General features: G+C 44.2%; 16 protein-coding genes. All 16 read right to left on the reverse strand.

Features of this window, described 5'->3' with window-relative positions; translation table 11 throughout:
* Positions 1-54 precede the first annotated feature (54 nt).
* Positions 55-135 carry a stage V sporulation protein SpoVM gene (gene spoVM / locus CUU64_RS08445; RefSeq protein WP_034302035.1) on the reverse strand — a complete coding sequence of 27 codons (81 nt, stop codon included), beginning with the start codon at positions 133-135 and terminating at the stop codon, positions 55-57.
* Between the two features lie 101 nt (positions 136-236).
* Positions 237-890 carry a thiamine diphosphokinase gene (locus tag CUU64_RS08450; RefSeq protein WP_101633119.1) on the reverse strand — a complete coding sequence of 218 codons (654 nt, stop codon included), beginning with the start codon at positions 888-890 and terminating at the stop codon, positions 237-239.
* Positions 891-1047: 157 nt separating this feature from the next.
* The gene (rpe, locus tag CUU64_RS08455; RefSeq protein WP_101633120.1) at positions 1048-1704 is read right to left on the reverse strand and encodes a ribulose-phosphate 3-epimerase; all 657 of its coding nucleotides are present in this window, start codon (positions 1702-1704) and stop codon (positions 1048-1050) included.
* A 2-nt stretch (positions 1705-1706) separates the two neighbouring features.
* On the reverse strand, positions 1707-2588 hold the full coding sequence (gene rsgA / locus CUU64_RS08460; protein WP_101633121.1) for a ribosome small subunit-dependent GTPase A: 882 nt from the start codon (positions 2586-2588) through the stop codon (positions 1707-1709).
* Between the two features lie 24 nt (positions 2589-2612).
* Complete coding sequence (pknB, locus tag CUU64_RS08465; protein ID WP_101633122.1) at positions 2613-4613, reverse strand: Stk1 family PASTA domain-containing Ser/Thr kinase; 2001 nt, start codon at positions 4611-4613, stop codon at positions 2613-2615.
* A gap of 5 nt (positions 4614-4618) precedes the next feature.
* Complete coding sequence (locus CUU64_RS08470) at positions 4619-5368, reverse strand: Stp1/IreP family PP2C-type Ser/Thr phosphatase (protein ID WP_101633123.1); 750 nt, start codon at positions 5366-5368, stop codon at positions 4619-4621.
* A gap of 4 nt (positions 5369-5372) precedes the next feature.
* Complete coding sequence (rlmN, locus tag CUU64_RS08475; RefSeq protein ID WP_101633124.1) at positions 5373-6464, reverse strand: dual-specificity RNA methyltransferase RlmN; 1092 nt, start codon at positions 6462-6464, stop codon at positions 5373-5375.
* The gene (gene rsmB / locus CUU64_RS08480) at positions 6464-7813 is read right to left on the reverse strand and encodes a 16S rRNA (cytosine(967)-C(5))-methyltransferase RsmB (protein ID WP_101633125.1); all 1350 of its coding nucleotides are present in this window, start codon (positions 7811-7813) and stop codon (positions 6464-6466) included. The genes rlmN and rsmB overlap by 1 nt, the downstream gene beginning before the upstream one ends.
* On the reverse strand, positions 7800-8759 hold the full coding sequence (gene fmt, locus CUU64_RS08485) for a methionyl-tRNA formyltransferase (RefSeq protein WP_101633126.1): 960 nt from the start codon (positions 8757-8759) through the stop codon (positions 7800-7802). Before fmt ends, rsmB begins: the two co-directional genes overlap by 14 nt.
* Positions 8756-9241 (reverse strand): peptide deformylase, encoded by a 486-nt coding sequence (def, locus tag CUU64_RS08490; protein ID WP_101633127.1) that lies wholly within the window; start codon positions 9239-9241, stop codon positions 8756-8758. The genes fmt and def overlap by 4 nt, the downstream gene beginning before the upstream one ends.
* Positions 9242-9292: 51 nt before the next feature.
* Positions 9293-11704, reverse strand: coding sequence for a primosomal protein N' (gene priA / locus CUU64_RS08495; protein ID WP_101633128.1), 2412 nt, complete (start codon positions 11702-11704; stop codon positions 9293-9295).
* A 6-nt stretch (positions 11705-11710) separates the two neighbouring features.
* On the reverse strand, positions 11711-12916 hold the full coding sequence (gene coaBC, locus CUU64_RS08500; RefSeq protein WP_101633129.1) for a bifunctional phosphopantothenoylcysteine decarboxylase/phosphopantothenate--cysteine ligase CoaBC: 1206 nt from the start codon (positions 12914-12916) through the stop codon (positions 11711-11713).
* 520 nt (positions 12917-13436) lie between these two features.
* Entirely contained in the window at positions 13437-13643 is a 207-nt protein-coding gene (gene rpoZ / locus CUU64_RS08505; protein WP_101633130.1) for a DNA-directed RNA polymerase subunit omega, read from the reverse strand.
* A 1-nt stretch (position 13644) separates the two neighbouring features.
* The gene (gmk, locus tag CUU64_RS08510) at positions 13645-14259 is read right to left on the reverse strand and encodes a guanylate kinase (protein WP_101633131.1); all 615 of its coding nucleotides are present in this window, start codon (positions 14257-14259) and stop codon (positions 13645-13647) included.
* Positions 14260-14268: 9 nt separating this feature from the next.
* Positions 14269-14532, reverse strand: coding sequence for an extracellular matrix/biofilm regulator RemA (gene remA / locus CUU64_RS08515; protein WP_101633132.1), 264 nt, complete (start codon positions 14530-14532; stop codon positions 14269-14271).
* A gap of 54 nt (positions 14533-14586) precedes the next feature.
* A complete protein-coding gene (locus CUU64_RS08520) occupies positions 14587-15462 on the reverse strand; it encodes a YicC/YloC family endoribonuclease (RefSeq protein WP_101633133.1) in 876 nt (291 codons plus the stop codon).
* Positions 15463-15567: the final 105 nt, after the last annotated feature.

Consider the following 15567-nt stretch of genomic DNA (forward strand, 5'->3'; position numbering starts at 1 on the left):
GATATAAAAAAACACCCCGCTACAGGGTGTAATAAATATAAGAAAAAAGGCCCATCAACCTTTCTTAAATGCGCCAAGCATTGCCTTCACAAGGCCTCCCAGCACTTTTGGCAGTTTGATTGTATAAAATTTCATAATGCCCCTCCTCTGTACATCTCGCTCATTTCAACAATCACTATAAAGCATATTAGCGAATTCGGGATTATTATATTACATGGCAGCTTCAAGCGTGAACGCTAATCACTGCTTCTTATCACCATTAATATGCCATCCGAAAATGAAAAAGTACCAGATTCGGAAATAAGTTCATTGCTGATGCATAATGTGGAACCGATCGTAATATCGCGGTTATCCAGAGGGTATTTAAAGCCTGTCAAGGTGATTCCTTTTACTTTTTTTGTGGCCGGGACAAAAGACACATATTTTTTTCCGCTGATCGCTTCTATTTGATAGATACCCGGACTTTTAACCGTTAAGATATTGGTTTGATCAATAATGAAGATTTCAGTAGCCGGATGTTTGTCCAGAATATCCTGTCTTAATAGCAGCTGGATGTTTGCCAACAAATGGTCGAGGCGCCCGCCAGTCGCCCCAAATATATAAATCTTGGCGGGATTTTGTGCGGCAGCCCAGTTTAAAGCAATTTCAAGGTCGGTTTCATCCTTCTCAGACGGATAAAGATGGATATCTTTCATTCTACTCTGTATAGCAAGAAGCTCTGTTTCCGAAACCGAATCGAAATCACCGAAAGCAGCACGGGGATTGATGTCGTTTTCAAGCAAGGTATAGACTCCCTTGTCTACCCCGACCCAGAAAGCTTCCATTTCTTTGTATATTTCCAAGTCTGGCAAACATTCAGGAGGACCGCCTGCCAAAATACAGATATTCATATTATCACTCTTTCATAGAAATGCGGAAGCGCCCTGTTCAGCCCGGACAAGCATAAGGCGCACCTCTCCGGAGAGGGGTTAGCCTTATGCTTGTCCGGGCTGGGCGTTGAAGCTAGACATCAAAACATGTTGAGAATTTTTATATTTTCTTATCTTTTTAGAGGCAGCTATTGCCCCTTAACGCCTGAATCGCTTTTTGCCGATCAGGCTGATTGTAAATGGCCGAGCCGGCAACCAGGACAGTGGCACCATGTTCCATGCACAGCCGGGCAGTTTCTTCATTTATGCCGCCATCAACTTCAATTTCAATGCTGCGCCCGTTCTGCTTGGAAAGGTTCTTGACTTCGGTTATTTTCGGCAGAACCGATTTAATAAATGTTTGCCCGCCAAAACCGGGATTGACAGACATTAAAAGGACCATGTCAACATCATCTATAACGTGCTGAATGGTAGACACCGGCGTGGCAGGGTTTAAAACGACCCCCGCCTTGACGCCAAACGACTTGATCAATTGTATTGTACGGTGAAGATGTTTACATGCTTCCACATGGACTGTGATGTAATCAGCACCAGCTTTGGCAAAAGCTTCTATATATGAATCAGGATTCTCAATCATTAAGTGGACATCGAGTGGCAGCTTCGTTACCGGCCTGATCGCCTCTACAACCAAAGGTCCGATCGTAATGTTCGGTACAAAATGTCCATCCATTACATCCACATGGATATAATCCGCTCCCCCTTTTTCTACATCAATAATTTCTTCCCCCAGTCTTGAAAAATCGGCGGACAAAATAGAAGGGGCTATTTTTACCATAGTCAATACCTCGGCTTTCTCTCTTTAATTTCTTCCAGGAATTGTATATAATGTGTGTAACGATAAGGCTTGATTTCTCCTGCCTCTACCGCCCCTTTGACAGCGCATTTCGGTTCCTTGTCATGCAAACAGCCCCGGAATTTACAATTTTCCCCCGTTCGGTAAATATCAGGAAAACAGTACGACAGACGGTCAGCCTCGATCTCCAAAAACTCCAGTGAACTGAAGCCGGGCGTGTCTGCAACAAGCCCTGTGCCGATATGGATCAACTCAACATGCCTTGTTGTATGCTTCCCTCTGCCAAGATGTGAAGAAATGTCATTGGTCTTCAGTTCCAGGTCTGGGTTAATTGCATTTAACAGGGAGGACTTACCGACACCCGATTGGCCGGCAAAGACGCTTATTTTATTTTGTAGGTACGGTTTCAATTGTTCAATGCCATCGGTAGTTACGGATGAAGTGGTCAAGACAGGGTATCCAATCGCCTCATAGTCTTTCACATAATCCTCTAGTTCGTTTTTTTGATCTTCAGGAACAAGGTCCATTTTGCTGATGCATATGATGGGATCGATTTCTTTATCTTCAATCAGTACAAGAAAACGGTCAAGCAGTGCGGTACTAAAGTCAGGTTCGACAGCGGAAAAAACCAGGACTGCCTGGTCAACATTCGCAATCGGGGGACGTAAAAGCTCATTTTTACGGTCTTTGATTTCTAAAATATATCCATCCGTAGGATTTTCTGCTTGATAGACAACATAATCCCCTACAAGAGGCGTCACTTTATTTTTACGGAATACCCCGCGGCCGCGACACTGGATTGTTTCCTTCCCATCAAGTACATAATAAAAGCCACTTAACGCCTTAATAATTTTGCCTTCTGGCATAGGTTCACTCCTTTATATGCAGAATTACTCAGGATATGGGACCACTTCATCGATGAGCACAGTATCATCCCTCATCACCTTGTAACCAGCCTTCTTATCTTGAGTTACAGTCAAAGTCAAACTCCGTTTAGCAGGCTCCACTATGGAAAACGTTTCAGCTGGCACGGTCATGCTGCGGGTCATATCCTCTATGAAAATCTTTATTGCTTGGGGTTTGCCTGGTTCTTCCGGAGCATATGGGATGACAATGTCTTTCGTAACATCTTTTGGAGGGAGCTGCTCTTTACCTTTTGACAGGACTACATTTACTTTGCTCCCTTTGGATATGCTAGCATAAGGCCCCGGATTTTGTGAAATTACCAAGCCTTTACCTATTGAATCATGGAATACTTCACTTTCCACGTTTATATTGATTCCAGCCTCGTTTTCATACTCATCCAGCTTATCCCTGTCAAAGTTCGTTAAATCCTTTAATGCAAATTTTTCCAGTCCTTTGCTTATAGTTACATGAAACTCGGTTTCTGACGGGACTACTTTGCTTCCCGCTCCAGGATCCTGGGAAAGGATCGTCCCTGGTTCACTGTCGTCAAATTCTTCTGCAGTCTTTACATCCTTAAAGCCTAATTCTTTTATTATTGGTTCCACATCTTTTATGTTTCTTTCTGTATAATTGGAAACCTCGACTTTTTCTTTCCCTAAACTTTGATATATATTTACTGTTGCACCTTCTTTTACTACCGTTCCTGCATCTGGATCTGTTTTGATCACTTTGCCGTCTTCGATTTTCTCATCCTCAATCCGGATGGTATTGCCAACTTCCAATCCGGCTTCAAGGAGCATGGTAATGGCATCATCCATTTCCTGTCCTGATACGTCAGGGACTTTTAATTCATCAGGGGCAAACATCTTTGGGAAAACAGTAATGGTTAAAATCCCCAGTATTGCAAGTATCAAAAAGGTAGAAACTAAGAGTATCGTAAGCTTACTCTTCTTTTTACCGTCTTTGTACTTTTTCTTCTTATTCTTGTGTTTTTCAGCCTTCTCCACAAGCTTCGTGTCCGCATCCAAAGCAATTATTCGCTCCGGGCCCCGGATAATGGTTTCATCTGTGTTATCTGAAATTCCGTCATCAGATGTTATGATGGGAATTGCCTTGGTGGCATCTGCATCTTCGGGTATATGGAACGGTTTCTCGTTAAGCCTCTCGACATCTAGTGCAGTCCTAATATCATCCTGCATGTCATCGACACTTTCGTATCTATAAAAAGAATCCTTTGCTGTGGCCTTCAGGATTACATTCTCAACACTTTGCGGTATTTCCGGATTCCAACGTTTTGGCGATGGCGTTTCTGACTGCAAATGCTTTAGGGCAATGGAAACCGCCGATTCTCCTGAAAAAGGCAGCCGCCCTGTCATCAACTCAAACATTACGATGCCTAGTGAGTAAATATCCGATTTTTTATTGGCCATGCCACCTCGCGCCTGCTCTGGTGAAAGGTAGTGAACAGACCCGAGTACAGCGTTTGTTTGGGTGATATTCGTCGCACTTAGCGCCATAGCAATACCAAAATCGGTAATTTTAACATTGCCCTTTTCATCTATTAAAATATTTTGCGGTTTGATATCTCTGTGGATAATTCCGTTTTGATGGGCGTGAGCAATGGCAGCCGTGATTTGCTTCATGATATCGAGCGCTTTTTCAATCGGTATCGGGTAGTGTTTCTGTATGTATTGTTTAAGAGTCAGTCCCTTAACGTATTCCATAACAATATAATAAATGTCATCCTCTTCCCCAACGTCATAAATGCTTACGATATTCGAATGGGCAAGGCTTGTTGCCGATTGTGCTTCCCTGTTAAAGCGTTTAATGAACTGTTCATCATTAGAAAAATCCATGCGGAGAATCTTTAGGGCCACATCACGTTCAAGAATCATATCGCGGGCAAGATACACATTTGCCATGCCGCCGCCGCCAACCATGTCCAAAAGCTTGTAACGGCCGTTAATTCTTCTCCCAATTAACATCCGCTTCACCCGCTTTCACTTTTATCTTGATATCCGACAATGGCAAGGGTGATATTATCTTCACCGCCGTGATCGTTGGCTAAATCGATTAGCAAACCGGCTTTTTCATCAAGAGTCCGATCTTCGCTCACAATGGATAGCATTTCCGATTCCGATACCTTGTTAGAAAGTCCATCCGAGCATAGGATTAGCGTGTCCCCTTCTTCAAAGACAATCGTTCTGACATCCATTTCCACAGTTGGTTCCGTCCCCAACGCACGTAGTAAAACATTCTTCCTCGGATGATGCTCTGCATCTTCCTTGGTAATTTGGCCGGACCGGACAAGCTCGTTAACCAAAGAGTGATCTTCGGTGACCTGCTTAAAACCAGATTCATTATTTAAATAACAGCGGCTGTCGCCTATATTTGCGATGGTCGCGAATTTATCGGTACAAAGGGCCGCTACAATCGTCGTCCCCATGCCCTGGCATTCGGTGTTTTCCTGGGCGTGCTCGAAAAGCGACCGGTTCACTTTCTCGATATTCTTCACGAGCCAGCTTTCCGCTTCTTGCGCCGTTTGGATTGATTTACTTTCCTGCCAGTGTTTACTCAAAATTTCAACCGCCATTAGACTTGCTACATCACCGGCGCGGTGTCCGCCCATGCCATCAGCAACGATGGCAAAGCGTACACCCTCCGGATTGATAAATACCCCGCCATTATCCTCATTGTGCTGGCGGACCTTCCCGCGGTCTGTCTTAAAAACTGCATTCATAGGTTCACCTCGTTTCTTCTTTTCGCTCCTTCGCACGAAGCTGGCCGCATGCCGCGTCAATATCATGGCCCTGTTCCCTTCGGATCGTTACATTAATTCCACGCTTTTTCAAGGTTTTTTCAAATGCAAATATTTGTTCTCGAGGTGTTCGTACATAGTTACGTTCAGGTACATAGTTAACTGGTATCAAGTTTACATGGCATTTGATATCTTTGATCAGTTCTGCGAGTTGTTCGGCATGTTCCACCTGGTCATTTTCACCGCCGAATAGCCCATATTCAAAGCTGATCCTTCTTCCGGTCTTTTCCGTATAATATTTTACTGCTTCAATAAGGTCTGGGAGCTTATAAGCACGATTGATCGGCATCAGTTTTGTTCTTAATTCGGAATTTGGGGCATGCAACGAAATAGCAAAGTTTATTTGCAGGCTTTCATCAGCAAATTTGTAAATTTTCGGTATGATTCCGCTTGTTGATACAGTAATATGGCGTGCCCCGATGTTTAGCCCTTTTTCATGGTTGATATTTTTCAAAAACGACATCATCTCTTCGTAATTATCGAAAGGTTCGCCAATGCCCATGATAACCACGGAGCTTACACGTTCATCAGTTTCATCAAGCGCCTGTTGTACTTTTACTACCTGGGCAACAATTTCTCCTGCCTCAAGATTACGTTTTAAGCCCCCAAGAGTGGACGCACAGAAAGTACACCCAATGCGGCAGCCAACCTGAGTAGTCACACAAACAGAATTTCCATAATCATGTCGCATTAATACTGTTTCAATAGAAGACCCATCATGAAGTTCAAACAAGAACTTGATTGTTCCGTCTTTAGAAGTTTGCTGGATCAGTGTATTAAGAGTTGTGATTGTAAACTGATCTTCAAGCTTTTCTCTCAATGATTTTGAAAGGTTTGACATATCCTCGAAGCTCTTCACCCGTTTTTTATAAAGCCATTCAAAAATCTGTTCCCCTCTAAAAGGTTTTTCCCCATTTTCTGTGAGCCATTCCTTTATTTCATGTAATTCCAGCGAATAAATGGATGGCTTACGCTGTGTTGTTTCTTTCTTTTTTCTTGTTGTTGTAATCTCTGCCATTATTGCACCTTCTTCCTAAAGCTTGCGATGAAAAACCCATCGCTGCTAAAATATTGCGGGAATACCTGGAGGAAATATCCTTCTACAAACGGTTTGACGTTTTCCGGCAATCTGTCTGCCAGCGTAACATCCGCTTCAAATTCAGGATGCTTTTCCAAAAAGCTTGCGGCTACTCGCTCATTTTCTTCACGGTCTACCGTGCAAGTACTATATATTAATCGTCCGCCTTTTTTCAAAAGAGGCGCACTTGCATCCAGGAGCTGTTCCTGGATTGCGGATAATCTTGAGACATCTTCCGGTGACTTTGTGTATTTTACATCGGGTTTTCTTCTCATGACACCAAAACCGGAGCAGGGAGCATCCACCAGGATCCTGTCAAAACCTTCTTTGCTGAATATCTCTCCAACTTTACGGCTGTCTGCGGCATAGGTTTTAATATTTCTTAATCCAAGCCGCTCCGCCTGTTCATTGATCAGTTTTACTTTGTGCTCATGAAGGTCGATTGCATTCACCTGTCCGGTTGTCAACCCTTCCGCAATATGGGTCGTTTTGCCTCCGGGAGCTGCACAACAGTCCAGCACCATATCGTTGCCGGCAGCCCCAAGAGCATGGGCCACGAGCATGGAGCTTTCATCCTGGATTGTCAGGTAACCCATCTTATAACTTTCTGAGTATGCGAGGTTACCTCTTAAGCAGAGGATTGCTTCAGGCGCAACTTCACTTTTTTCCACGTGGTAGCCTTCTTCAGTTAAAGCACTGATGGCCTCATCACGAGATAATTTCTTGATATTTACCCTGGCTGATTGAAGTGGGGCAACAAGATTGATTTCACACATTTCTTTTGTTTTCTCAAACCCAAATTGATTGATCCATCTTTTCACCAGCCAAATAGGGTGGCTCGTTTCAATGGACAGCCGTTCTGCTTCATCCTCGATTGCTTCGAGTGAAGGGATTCCTTTTCGCTGAATATTTCTAAGCACTCCATTAACCATAGAAGAGATCCCTTTATGCCCGCGGTTCTTTGCAATTTCAACCCCTTCGAAAAGAATGGCATGGTCTGGAATCTTATCTAAAAAGACCATTTGATAAAGGGACATCCTAAGAAGGCTAATGACCCAGGACTGTGTCTTCTTTTGGTTTTTTATAAAAGGCTGAAGATAATAATCAAGTGTCATTTTTCTCTGAATCGTTCCATAAATGATTTCTGTCAGCAAACCGCTGTCCGGACCTTCGAGGCCATGTTTTTTAATCATCGAATTTAACAATAGATTGCTGTAAGATTGGTTTTTCTCGACCGATTCAAGTACATCGAGCGCAATTTCACGCACCGTCTTTTTAGTTTGTTTCATGTTTTTCTCCTAACTTCATTCCCGGCTTTATAAATGACCCGGCGCCGTGCAGATAGTCACCTGCCTTCATTTTTTTCTTGCCTGAAGGCTGCAGCACGGTGATTAGGATGGATGTTTCATTTCCCGTAGCAACCAGCATACCGTTCTGGTCCACATCGAGAATTTCACCTGGAACCCCACTCTTCCCCGGCTTGAGCTTATTTGCTTCCCATATTTTCATGATATTTCCGTTCAATAAGGTGTAAGCAACCGGCCATGGGTTCAAACCGCGGATATGGTTATAAATCTCTTCCCCGCTGCGGTCCCAGTCTATTTTCTCCTGTTCACGTTTTATATTCGGGGCAAAAGTCGCTTTATTATCATCCTGTTTGATAGGAGTAATCTCTCCATTAATGATTAATGGAATGGTTTCGGACAATAAATCGGCGCCAAGAGCGCTCAGTTTATCATGTAGTGTCCCTACATTATCATCTTCTTCGATCTTGACTTCCTCTTGGGTTAATATATCGCCGGCATCGAGCTTTTCGGCCATGTACATAATGGTTATGCCCGTTTTTTCTTTCCCCTGTAATATAGAGTAATGGATTGGCGCGCCTCCTCGTAGCTCAGGAAGAAGGGAAGCATGCACATTGATGCAGCCGAACTGTGGCGCCTCCAGGAGTTCCTTCGGCAATATTTGTCCAAAAGCCGCCGTAATGATTAAATCTGCATCCAGCGCGATGATTTCATCCATTTCTTCTTGGTTTCTTATCTTTTCCGGCTGAAATACCGAGATGCCGTGCTTTTGGGCCTCTACCTTTACTGGAGGAGGGGTCAGTACTTTTTTTCTGCCAACCGGCCTGTCGGGCTGAGTTACGACACCGATTACTTCATAGCCATCCCGGATGATTCTTTGCAGTACCGGAACGGAAAAGTCAGGTGTGCCCATAAAGACTATTTTCGTCATTCTTCTCCATACCTTTCCAACTCTTCTTCAGTTAAGTATTTGGAAACCTTGCTTGTAAATAATACACCATTCAAATGGTCTATTTCGTGCTGAATCGCCCGGGCAAGGAAATCCTCGGCTTCACGCTCATAGATTCTCCCAAAACGGTCCTGCGCCCGGATTTTAACTTTATAGGGGCGAGTTACTTCCCCGTATACACCAGGAAAACTAAGGCACCCTTCCGGATCGGTCTGTTCACCTGATGCTTCCATAATTTCTGGGTTGACCATTTCAATAATTCCAGTATCGTCCCCTATATCAACCACGGCAATTTGTTTCTTCACGCCAACCTGGGGTGCGGCGAGGCCAACCCCATCAGCTTCAAGCATTGTTTCATGCATGTTATTTAACAGCTTTGCCAAATTTCTATCAAAACTTGTTACTTTTGCGCATTTTTGTTTCAGAATTTTATCCGGAAACATAACGATTGGTAAAATAGCCAAAGAAAAATAAACCTCCTAATAAGAAAAGCCAAAAGCGTAGAAAATTGCCTGTCACATCATAATCTGCGGATTCAAATCTATTGAGATTTGCAGCATATTTTGTGCTGTCTCCTGTTGATAGTGTTCGAGGACCGTCCGCAACAGTTTCTTCAGTTGCGGTTCCCGCTTGTATTTTATCAAACATTGGTAGCGATATCTATTGTTGATCCTGCTTATCGGCGAAGCGACCGGCCCAAGGACGATTGCTTCCGGGCTAAGGCCTGCGGTTACATACTTAGTGATTTTCTCTGTGGTCGCCACCGCTTTCATCAAATCTTCATGTGATACATTTATAAGTGCAAGATAATAATACGGCGGGTAATGGCTCTGCCTTCTGATAAACATCTCCCGCTCATAAAATGCATCAAAGTCCTGCTCGGCTGACAGCTCAATGCTATAGTGCTCAGGGGTATAAGTTTGGATGATTACTTCCCCTGCAAGCTTATGCCGCCCTGCCCTCCCGCTCACCTGGGTCAAAAGCTGGAAGGTCTTTTCCGACGAGCGGAAATCAGGAAGGTGGAGCATCGTATCAGCGGATAACACGCCTACAAGGGTAATGTTCGGAAAGTCGAGCCCCTTAGCAATCATCTGGGTGCCTAGCAAAATATCTGCATGCCCTTCCTGAAAAGCATTAAGGAGCCGTTCATGCGAGCCCTTTTTGCTGGTCGTGTCCACATCCATCCTGATCACCCGGGCCTCCGGGAGAATTTTTGCCAATTCTTCCTCTACCTTTTGGGTTCCCGTCCCAAAGAATCTGATATGGTCACTCCCGCATTCTGGGCACACCTGGGGCATTCGTTCTTCATGGCCGCAATAATGGCATTTTAGGGAATCATTATAGCGGTGGTACGTTAACGATATATCACAATTGGGACAATTCGTGACCAATCCGCAGCTGCGGCACATAACAAAGGAAGAATGCCCTCTTTTATTTAATAAGAGTACGGTCTGTTCCCCTTTTTCCAGCCTGTCCGTCAATTTAGCAAAAAGAGCTTTGGAAAACATTGAGCGATTCCCTTTGCGTAGCTCTTCCCTCATATCGACGATGTCAACTTGGGGCAGCTTACTGTCATTCATTCGTTTGCTCAACGTCAATAATCTGTATACATTCTTCTTTGCCCGTGCAAATGATTCCAAAGCAGGTGTTGCACTTCCAAGGATGACAGGACAATTATGGTGTTTTGCCCGTTGAATGGCAACATCGCGCGCATGGTATCTCGGCGTTTCTTCCTGTTTATAGCTTGATTCATGCTCCTCATCAATGATGATGATCCCAAGGTTTTCAAAAGGGGCAAAAATTGCCGACCTGGCTCCGACTACCACCTTCACTTCCTTACGATGGATTTTCCGCCACTCATCGTATTTTTCCCCAATTGACAAACCACTGTGCATAACGGCGACTTGATTGCCGAATCGTTCCTTAAATCTTTTTACCGTTTGCGGCGTCAAGGAAATTTCAGGAACAAGCATGATTGCCTCTTCGCCCCTTTGGATGGCATCGTCTATCGCCTGCAGATAAATCTCCGTTTTTCCGCTTCCTGTGACACCATATAATAAGAATACTTCATGGCGATTATCTTGAAGTGATTTCTTGATAGGTGCAAGGGCATCGGCTTGCTCCTCCGTCAGCGTAAAGGGCGCTGTTGCTTTAAAAACCTTGTTTTCATAAGGATCCCTGTATATTTCCTCTTCTTTTTCAACCAGGATTTTTTTATCGATAAGAGCCTTTATCACAGCGTTTGAAATCTGGAGCTTATCCAGTAGATCCCTTATCAGGATTTTATTTGGATTTTCTATGAAGAAATGTACCACCTGATGCTGCTTTTTCGCATTGGATGGTAAATTCCGGGCATATTCCTCCAGCGCTTCCCTATCTAAAAGAGGTTCGACAACACGGACCGTCTTTTTGTTCATTTTGTCCTTAACAAAATATAAAACCTCCAGGTTCCCCTTTCGGACATGCTTTTGGAACATAGCTGCATGGTCGGACTCCATGACTTCCTTCCACTGGATAAAATCTTTTTTCTTGAATACGTCCCGGACGTTTTCCTCCAGCTCTTCATAGCGGCCTGTACTAATCCGGAGAACCTTTTCGTACTTTGCTTTCAGGGCCGCTGGAAGCATGGCTTGAAGTGCAGTGATCTTGAAACACATCGTCTCTTCGGTCAACCAGCCGCCAAGGTTGAGCAGTTCCTCATTCAGTACAGGTTCCAAGTCCAAGATTTCTTTCATCTCACGTAATTTTTTTGCATCAGTAACATTTTTCAATCCAGTGACAAATCCCTGTACCATTCGTGGACCGAACGGGACAATCACTCTCATGCCTGGCTGGACGATATGTTCCCACTTTCGTGGAATCGCGTAGTCAAATTCCCGGTCTGTTTGTTTTGCTGGCACATCTACAATAACAGATGCAATTCCCATGAATCATCAATCCTTTTTTAGCATCTGGCTTATTTCCAGTAGAATATTCTCTGCCACTTCCAACTTCGACATTTTCGGCAGTTCCATTTTACTGCCATCCCGCTTGAATAAAGTAACGATATTCGTATCCGTTCCAAAACCTGCTCCTTCAGATGTTACATTATTCGCTACAATCATATCCGCATTTTTCTTTTCAAGCTTCCCGCGTGCATATTCCTCTACTTTTTCCGTTTCAGCGGCAAAACCGACGAGTATCTGCTCTTCTTTCTCCCGGCCTAGCTCGCCTAGGATATCAATTGTTCTCTTAAGCTCGATTGAATTTTCTCCCGGCTGTTTCTTGATTTTTTGATCATGGTAACGTTTTGGCGTGTAGTCTGCGACAGCAGCCGTTTTGATAACCGCATCCGCCTGTGGGAACCATTTCATAACTTCCCCGTACATGTCAGAGGCAGATTCCACATTAATTACAGAAACATTTGATGGAGGGGCCAGAGACACTGGTCCGGAAATCAATGTGACTTCTGCGCCCATCTTTTCAGCCTGTTGCGCAATCGCATACCCCATTTTTCCGGTTGATCGGTTCGATATAAAACGGACCGGATCAATATTTTCTCTCGTCGGGCCTGCTGTAATGAGGATTCTTTTTCCGGCCAGAGGCTTTTCCCTTTTTCCGGAAAAAAAAGCCGACAGGTTGGCCACGATTGTTTCAGGCTCCTCTAACCGGCCCTTTCCCACGTAACCACATGCAAGATAGCCTTCAGACGGCTCTATGAATTGATATCCGAACGATTTTAAGGTTTCCATATTTTTTTGCACCGCAGGATGGGCATACATATTTACATTCATTGCCGGGGCAATCCATACCGGGGCACGTACAGCAAGCAATGTAGTGGTTATCATGTCATCGGCAATTCCGTTCGCAAGCTTTCCGATAACATTAGCCGTAGCTGGTGCCACCAGTACAACATCAGCCCAATCAGCAAGGTCGATATGGGCAATCACGTTTGCATTTTTTTCGTCAAAGGTATCTGTATACACATCATGCCGTGATAGTGCCTGAAAAGTCAGTGGAGCAACGAATTTACAGGCTGATTCACTCATGATCACCTTCACTGCCGCACCCGCCTGGGTCAGTTTGCTTGTTAATGCGGCAGCTTTGTATACAGCGATGCCTCCCGTCACACAAAGCAGGATTCTTTTATCTGTAAGCATGGTCATTTCCCCTAACTAATCGTTCTTTTGTCTTATTATGCAGGATTGCAGCGTTTTTTTCACCTTTAAAGAAATCAAATGAAAGAAAACTCGCCGATTGGCGAGCCTTGAAAAGGCGATGACAGTGAAGTAGCCCGGGTGCACAGGAGCAAGGAAGGCTTCGACCTCGTACGATACAAAGCAGGAGTCATACAGGCGAAGTCATAAGGAGATGGAGTACTTAGCCTGTTTTCACTTCATTACTCTCAACCTGGGTCGCTACTTGGTCCCTATGTCGAAGTAGGGTTGAATTTTAATGAAGTATGGTATTTTGCCCGTATGCTGTCCCGATTTCAGACAGCAAAATCAAGAAACAGTTCAATCTGTATAACTTGCAGTTTATCCAGGAAAGTAATGCTTGTTGCTGCCAACTTATACTTCCTTTAAGCGAACAAAGGGCCGGAACCCCTTTACTATGATTTCAGCACAATCAAGTTGCTAATATCACAGTTTGGAAGGTGTCCGACCCTCGGAAGAGCACTTATTTTTCTTCATATTGGTTTTTATATTTAAGTTTCCCTGCGTTTATTTCCTCGAGGGCACGGCCTACACTTTTATAGGAAACCGGCTTTTCAATCCTTGCGTCATCGTTCATCTGCATTTGACGGGCACGTTTTGCGGCCACGGATACAAGGGAATACTTGGAATCAATTTTTTCCAGCAATGAATCGATAGAAGGGTATAACATATCATTTTTCCTCCAGCATTTTTTTATATCGGGCAGAAACTCTTTCCCTGCGGCAATGCTCCGCAACAACGATTGCGTTGATCCTGTCGCATGCTGCCGTTACTGTATCATTTTCCACTACATAATCGTATAAGTCCATCATTTCGATTTCTTCCTTGGCTGCCTTCATTCTCCTCAGGATCACGTCCTCGGTTTCAGTACCCCGGGTGACGATGCGGTTCTGCAGTTCAGAAAGGCTTGGCGGCGCAAGGAAAATGAACAGGCCTTCCGGGAATTTTTTACGGACCTGCCTTGCTCCCTGGACTTCAATTTCCAGAAAAACATCTTTTCCAGCTTCCATGGTTTCCCTCACATAATCTACGGGAGTCCCATAATAGTTGCCGACAAATTCCGCATACTCGAGTAGCTTATCCTGCTCGATCAGCGCTTCGAATTCCTCGCGGGTCTTGAAAAAGTAATCCAAGCCATTTACTTCCCCCTCACGCGGCTTTCGAGTTGTCATAGAGATCGAATACTCAAAAGCAGTGTCGGGACGCGCGAAGATTTCTTTTCTGACCGTTCCTTTTCCAACACCTGATGGACCGGATAATACGATTAGCAAGCCTTTTTCTCTCATATAGTCTCTTTACCCCTCTTCTACGCTGTCATCCCGGTCATGAAGGCGGGCAGCCACGGTTTCAGGCTGGACCGCAGACAGGATGACATGGTCGCTATCAGTGATGATAACGGCCCGCGTCCTTCTTCCATATGTAGCATCCACCAGGGAGCCGCGCTCACGGGCGTCCTGGATAATTCTTTTTATTGGAGCCGACTCTGGGCTCACAATCGACACAATCCGGTTGGCGGAAACAATATTCCCAAAACCGATATTGATGAGCTTGATAGACATTTTTGTCCCCCAATCATATTCTATTGTGACCTTGAAATAAGTACCATAAACAAGCTACTCGATATTTTGGGACTGTTCTTTTATTTTTTCAAGCAAGCTTTTCAATTCAACAACTTCTTTCGTGATCACTGCATCATTTGCCTTTGATCCGATTGTATTTGCTTCACGGTTCATTTCCTGGACGAGAAAATCGAGTTGCCTGCCTATCGGCTCTTCTTTTTCAAGAGTGGCGGAGAATTGGATAAGATGGCTTGAAAGGCGTGTAAGCTCCTCGTTTATATCGGATTTATCCGCAAAAATTGCAACCTCGGTCAAGAGCCTGGTTTCATCGACCAGCCCTGCTGTAAACTCGGATATTCTTGCTTTTAACTTTGCCTTGTATTGCTCAGATACAAAAGGAGCATATTTTGTTAGGCTTGATAGAATGGCATTTATTTTTTTAAGCTGCCTGGATAGGTCATTCTTTAGCTCTCTGCCCTCTAGGGTCCTCATATTCTGTACATTGATCAGTGCCGCTTCACAGGCAGTAAGCAGCAAAGGTTCAATGTCCTCATTGACAGACTGCTCATCCTCCACAGAAAAAATATCGGCGATGTGCAATAGATCCGGAGCAGAAGCGGAAGAATCAAGGCCGTATCTGTCTTTCAACTCATGCATGCCTTCCATGTATTGGTCAGCGAGCGCCCAGTCAACCTTGAGCCGTTTCGTCGCGAGGGCCCCGCCTTCAATCATGATAAATATTTCAACCCGGCCCCTTCTTATGTATTCATTGGCTTTCTTTTTAACTCGATCCTCTAAAAAAATTAACGATCGAGGCATCCTTATATGATATTCACAGAAACGATGGTTAACGGTTTTTATTTCCACGGTCACCTTGATGCCCGCATTTTCCGCATGGCCGATCCCGTATCCTGTCATACTTACAACCATTGCACCACTTCCTAACCCTGCAATAACGTAACTATTAATTTTTAATCGATTTATGTGGCTGTATAAGCTGTTTTAAACGATAAAAATAAAAAGGTAATAGAGAAG

Origin of the sequence: Bacillus sp. V5-8f, assembly GCF_002863565.1 — a bacterium.
GTDB lineage: Bacteria > Bacillota > Bacilli > Bacillales > DSM-1321 > Peribacillus.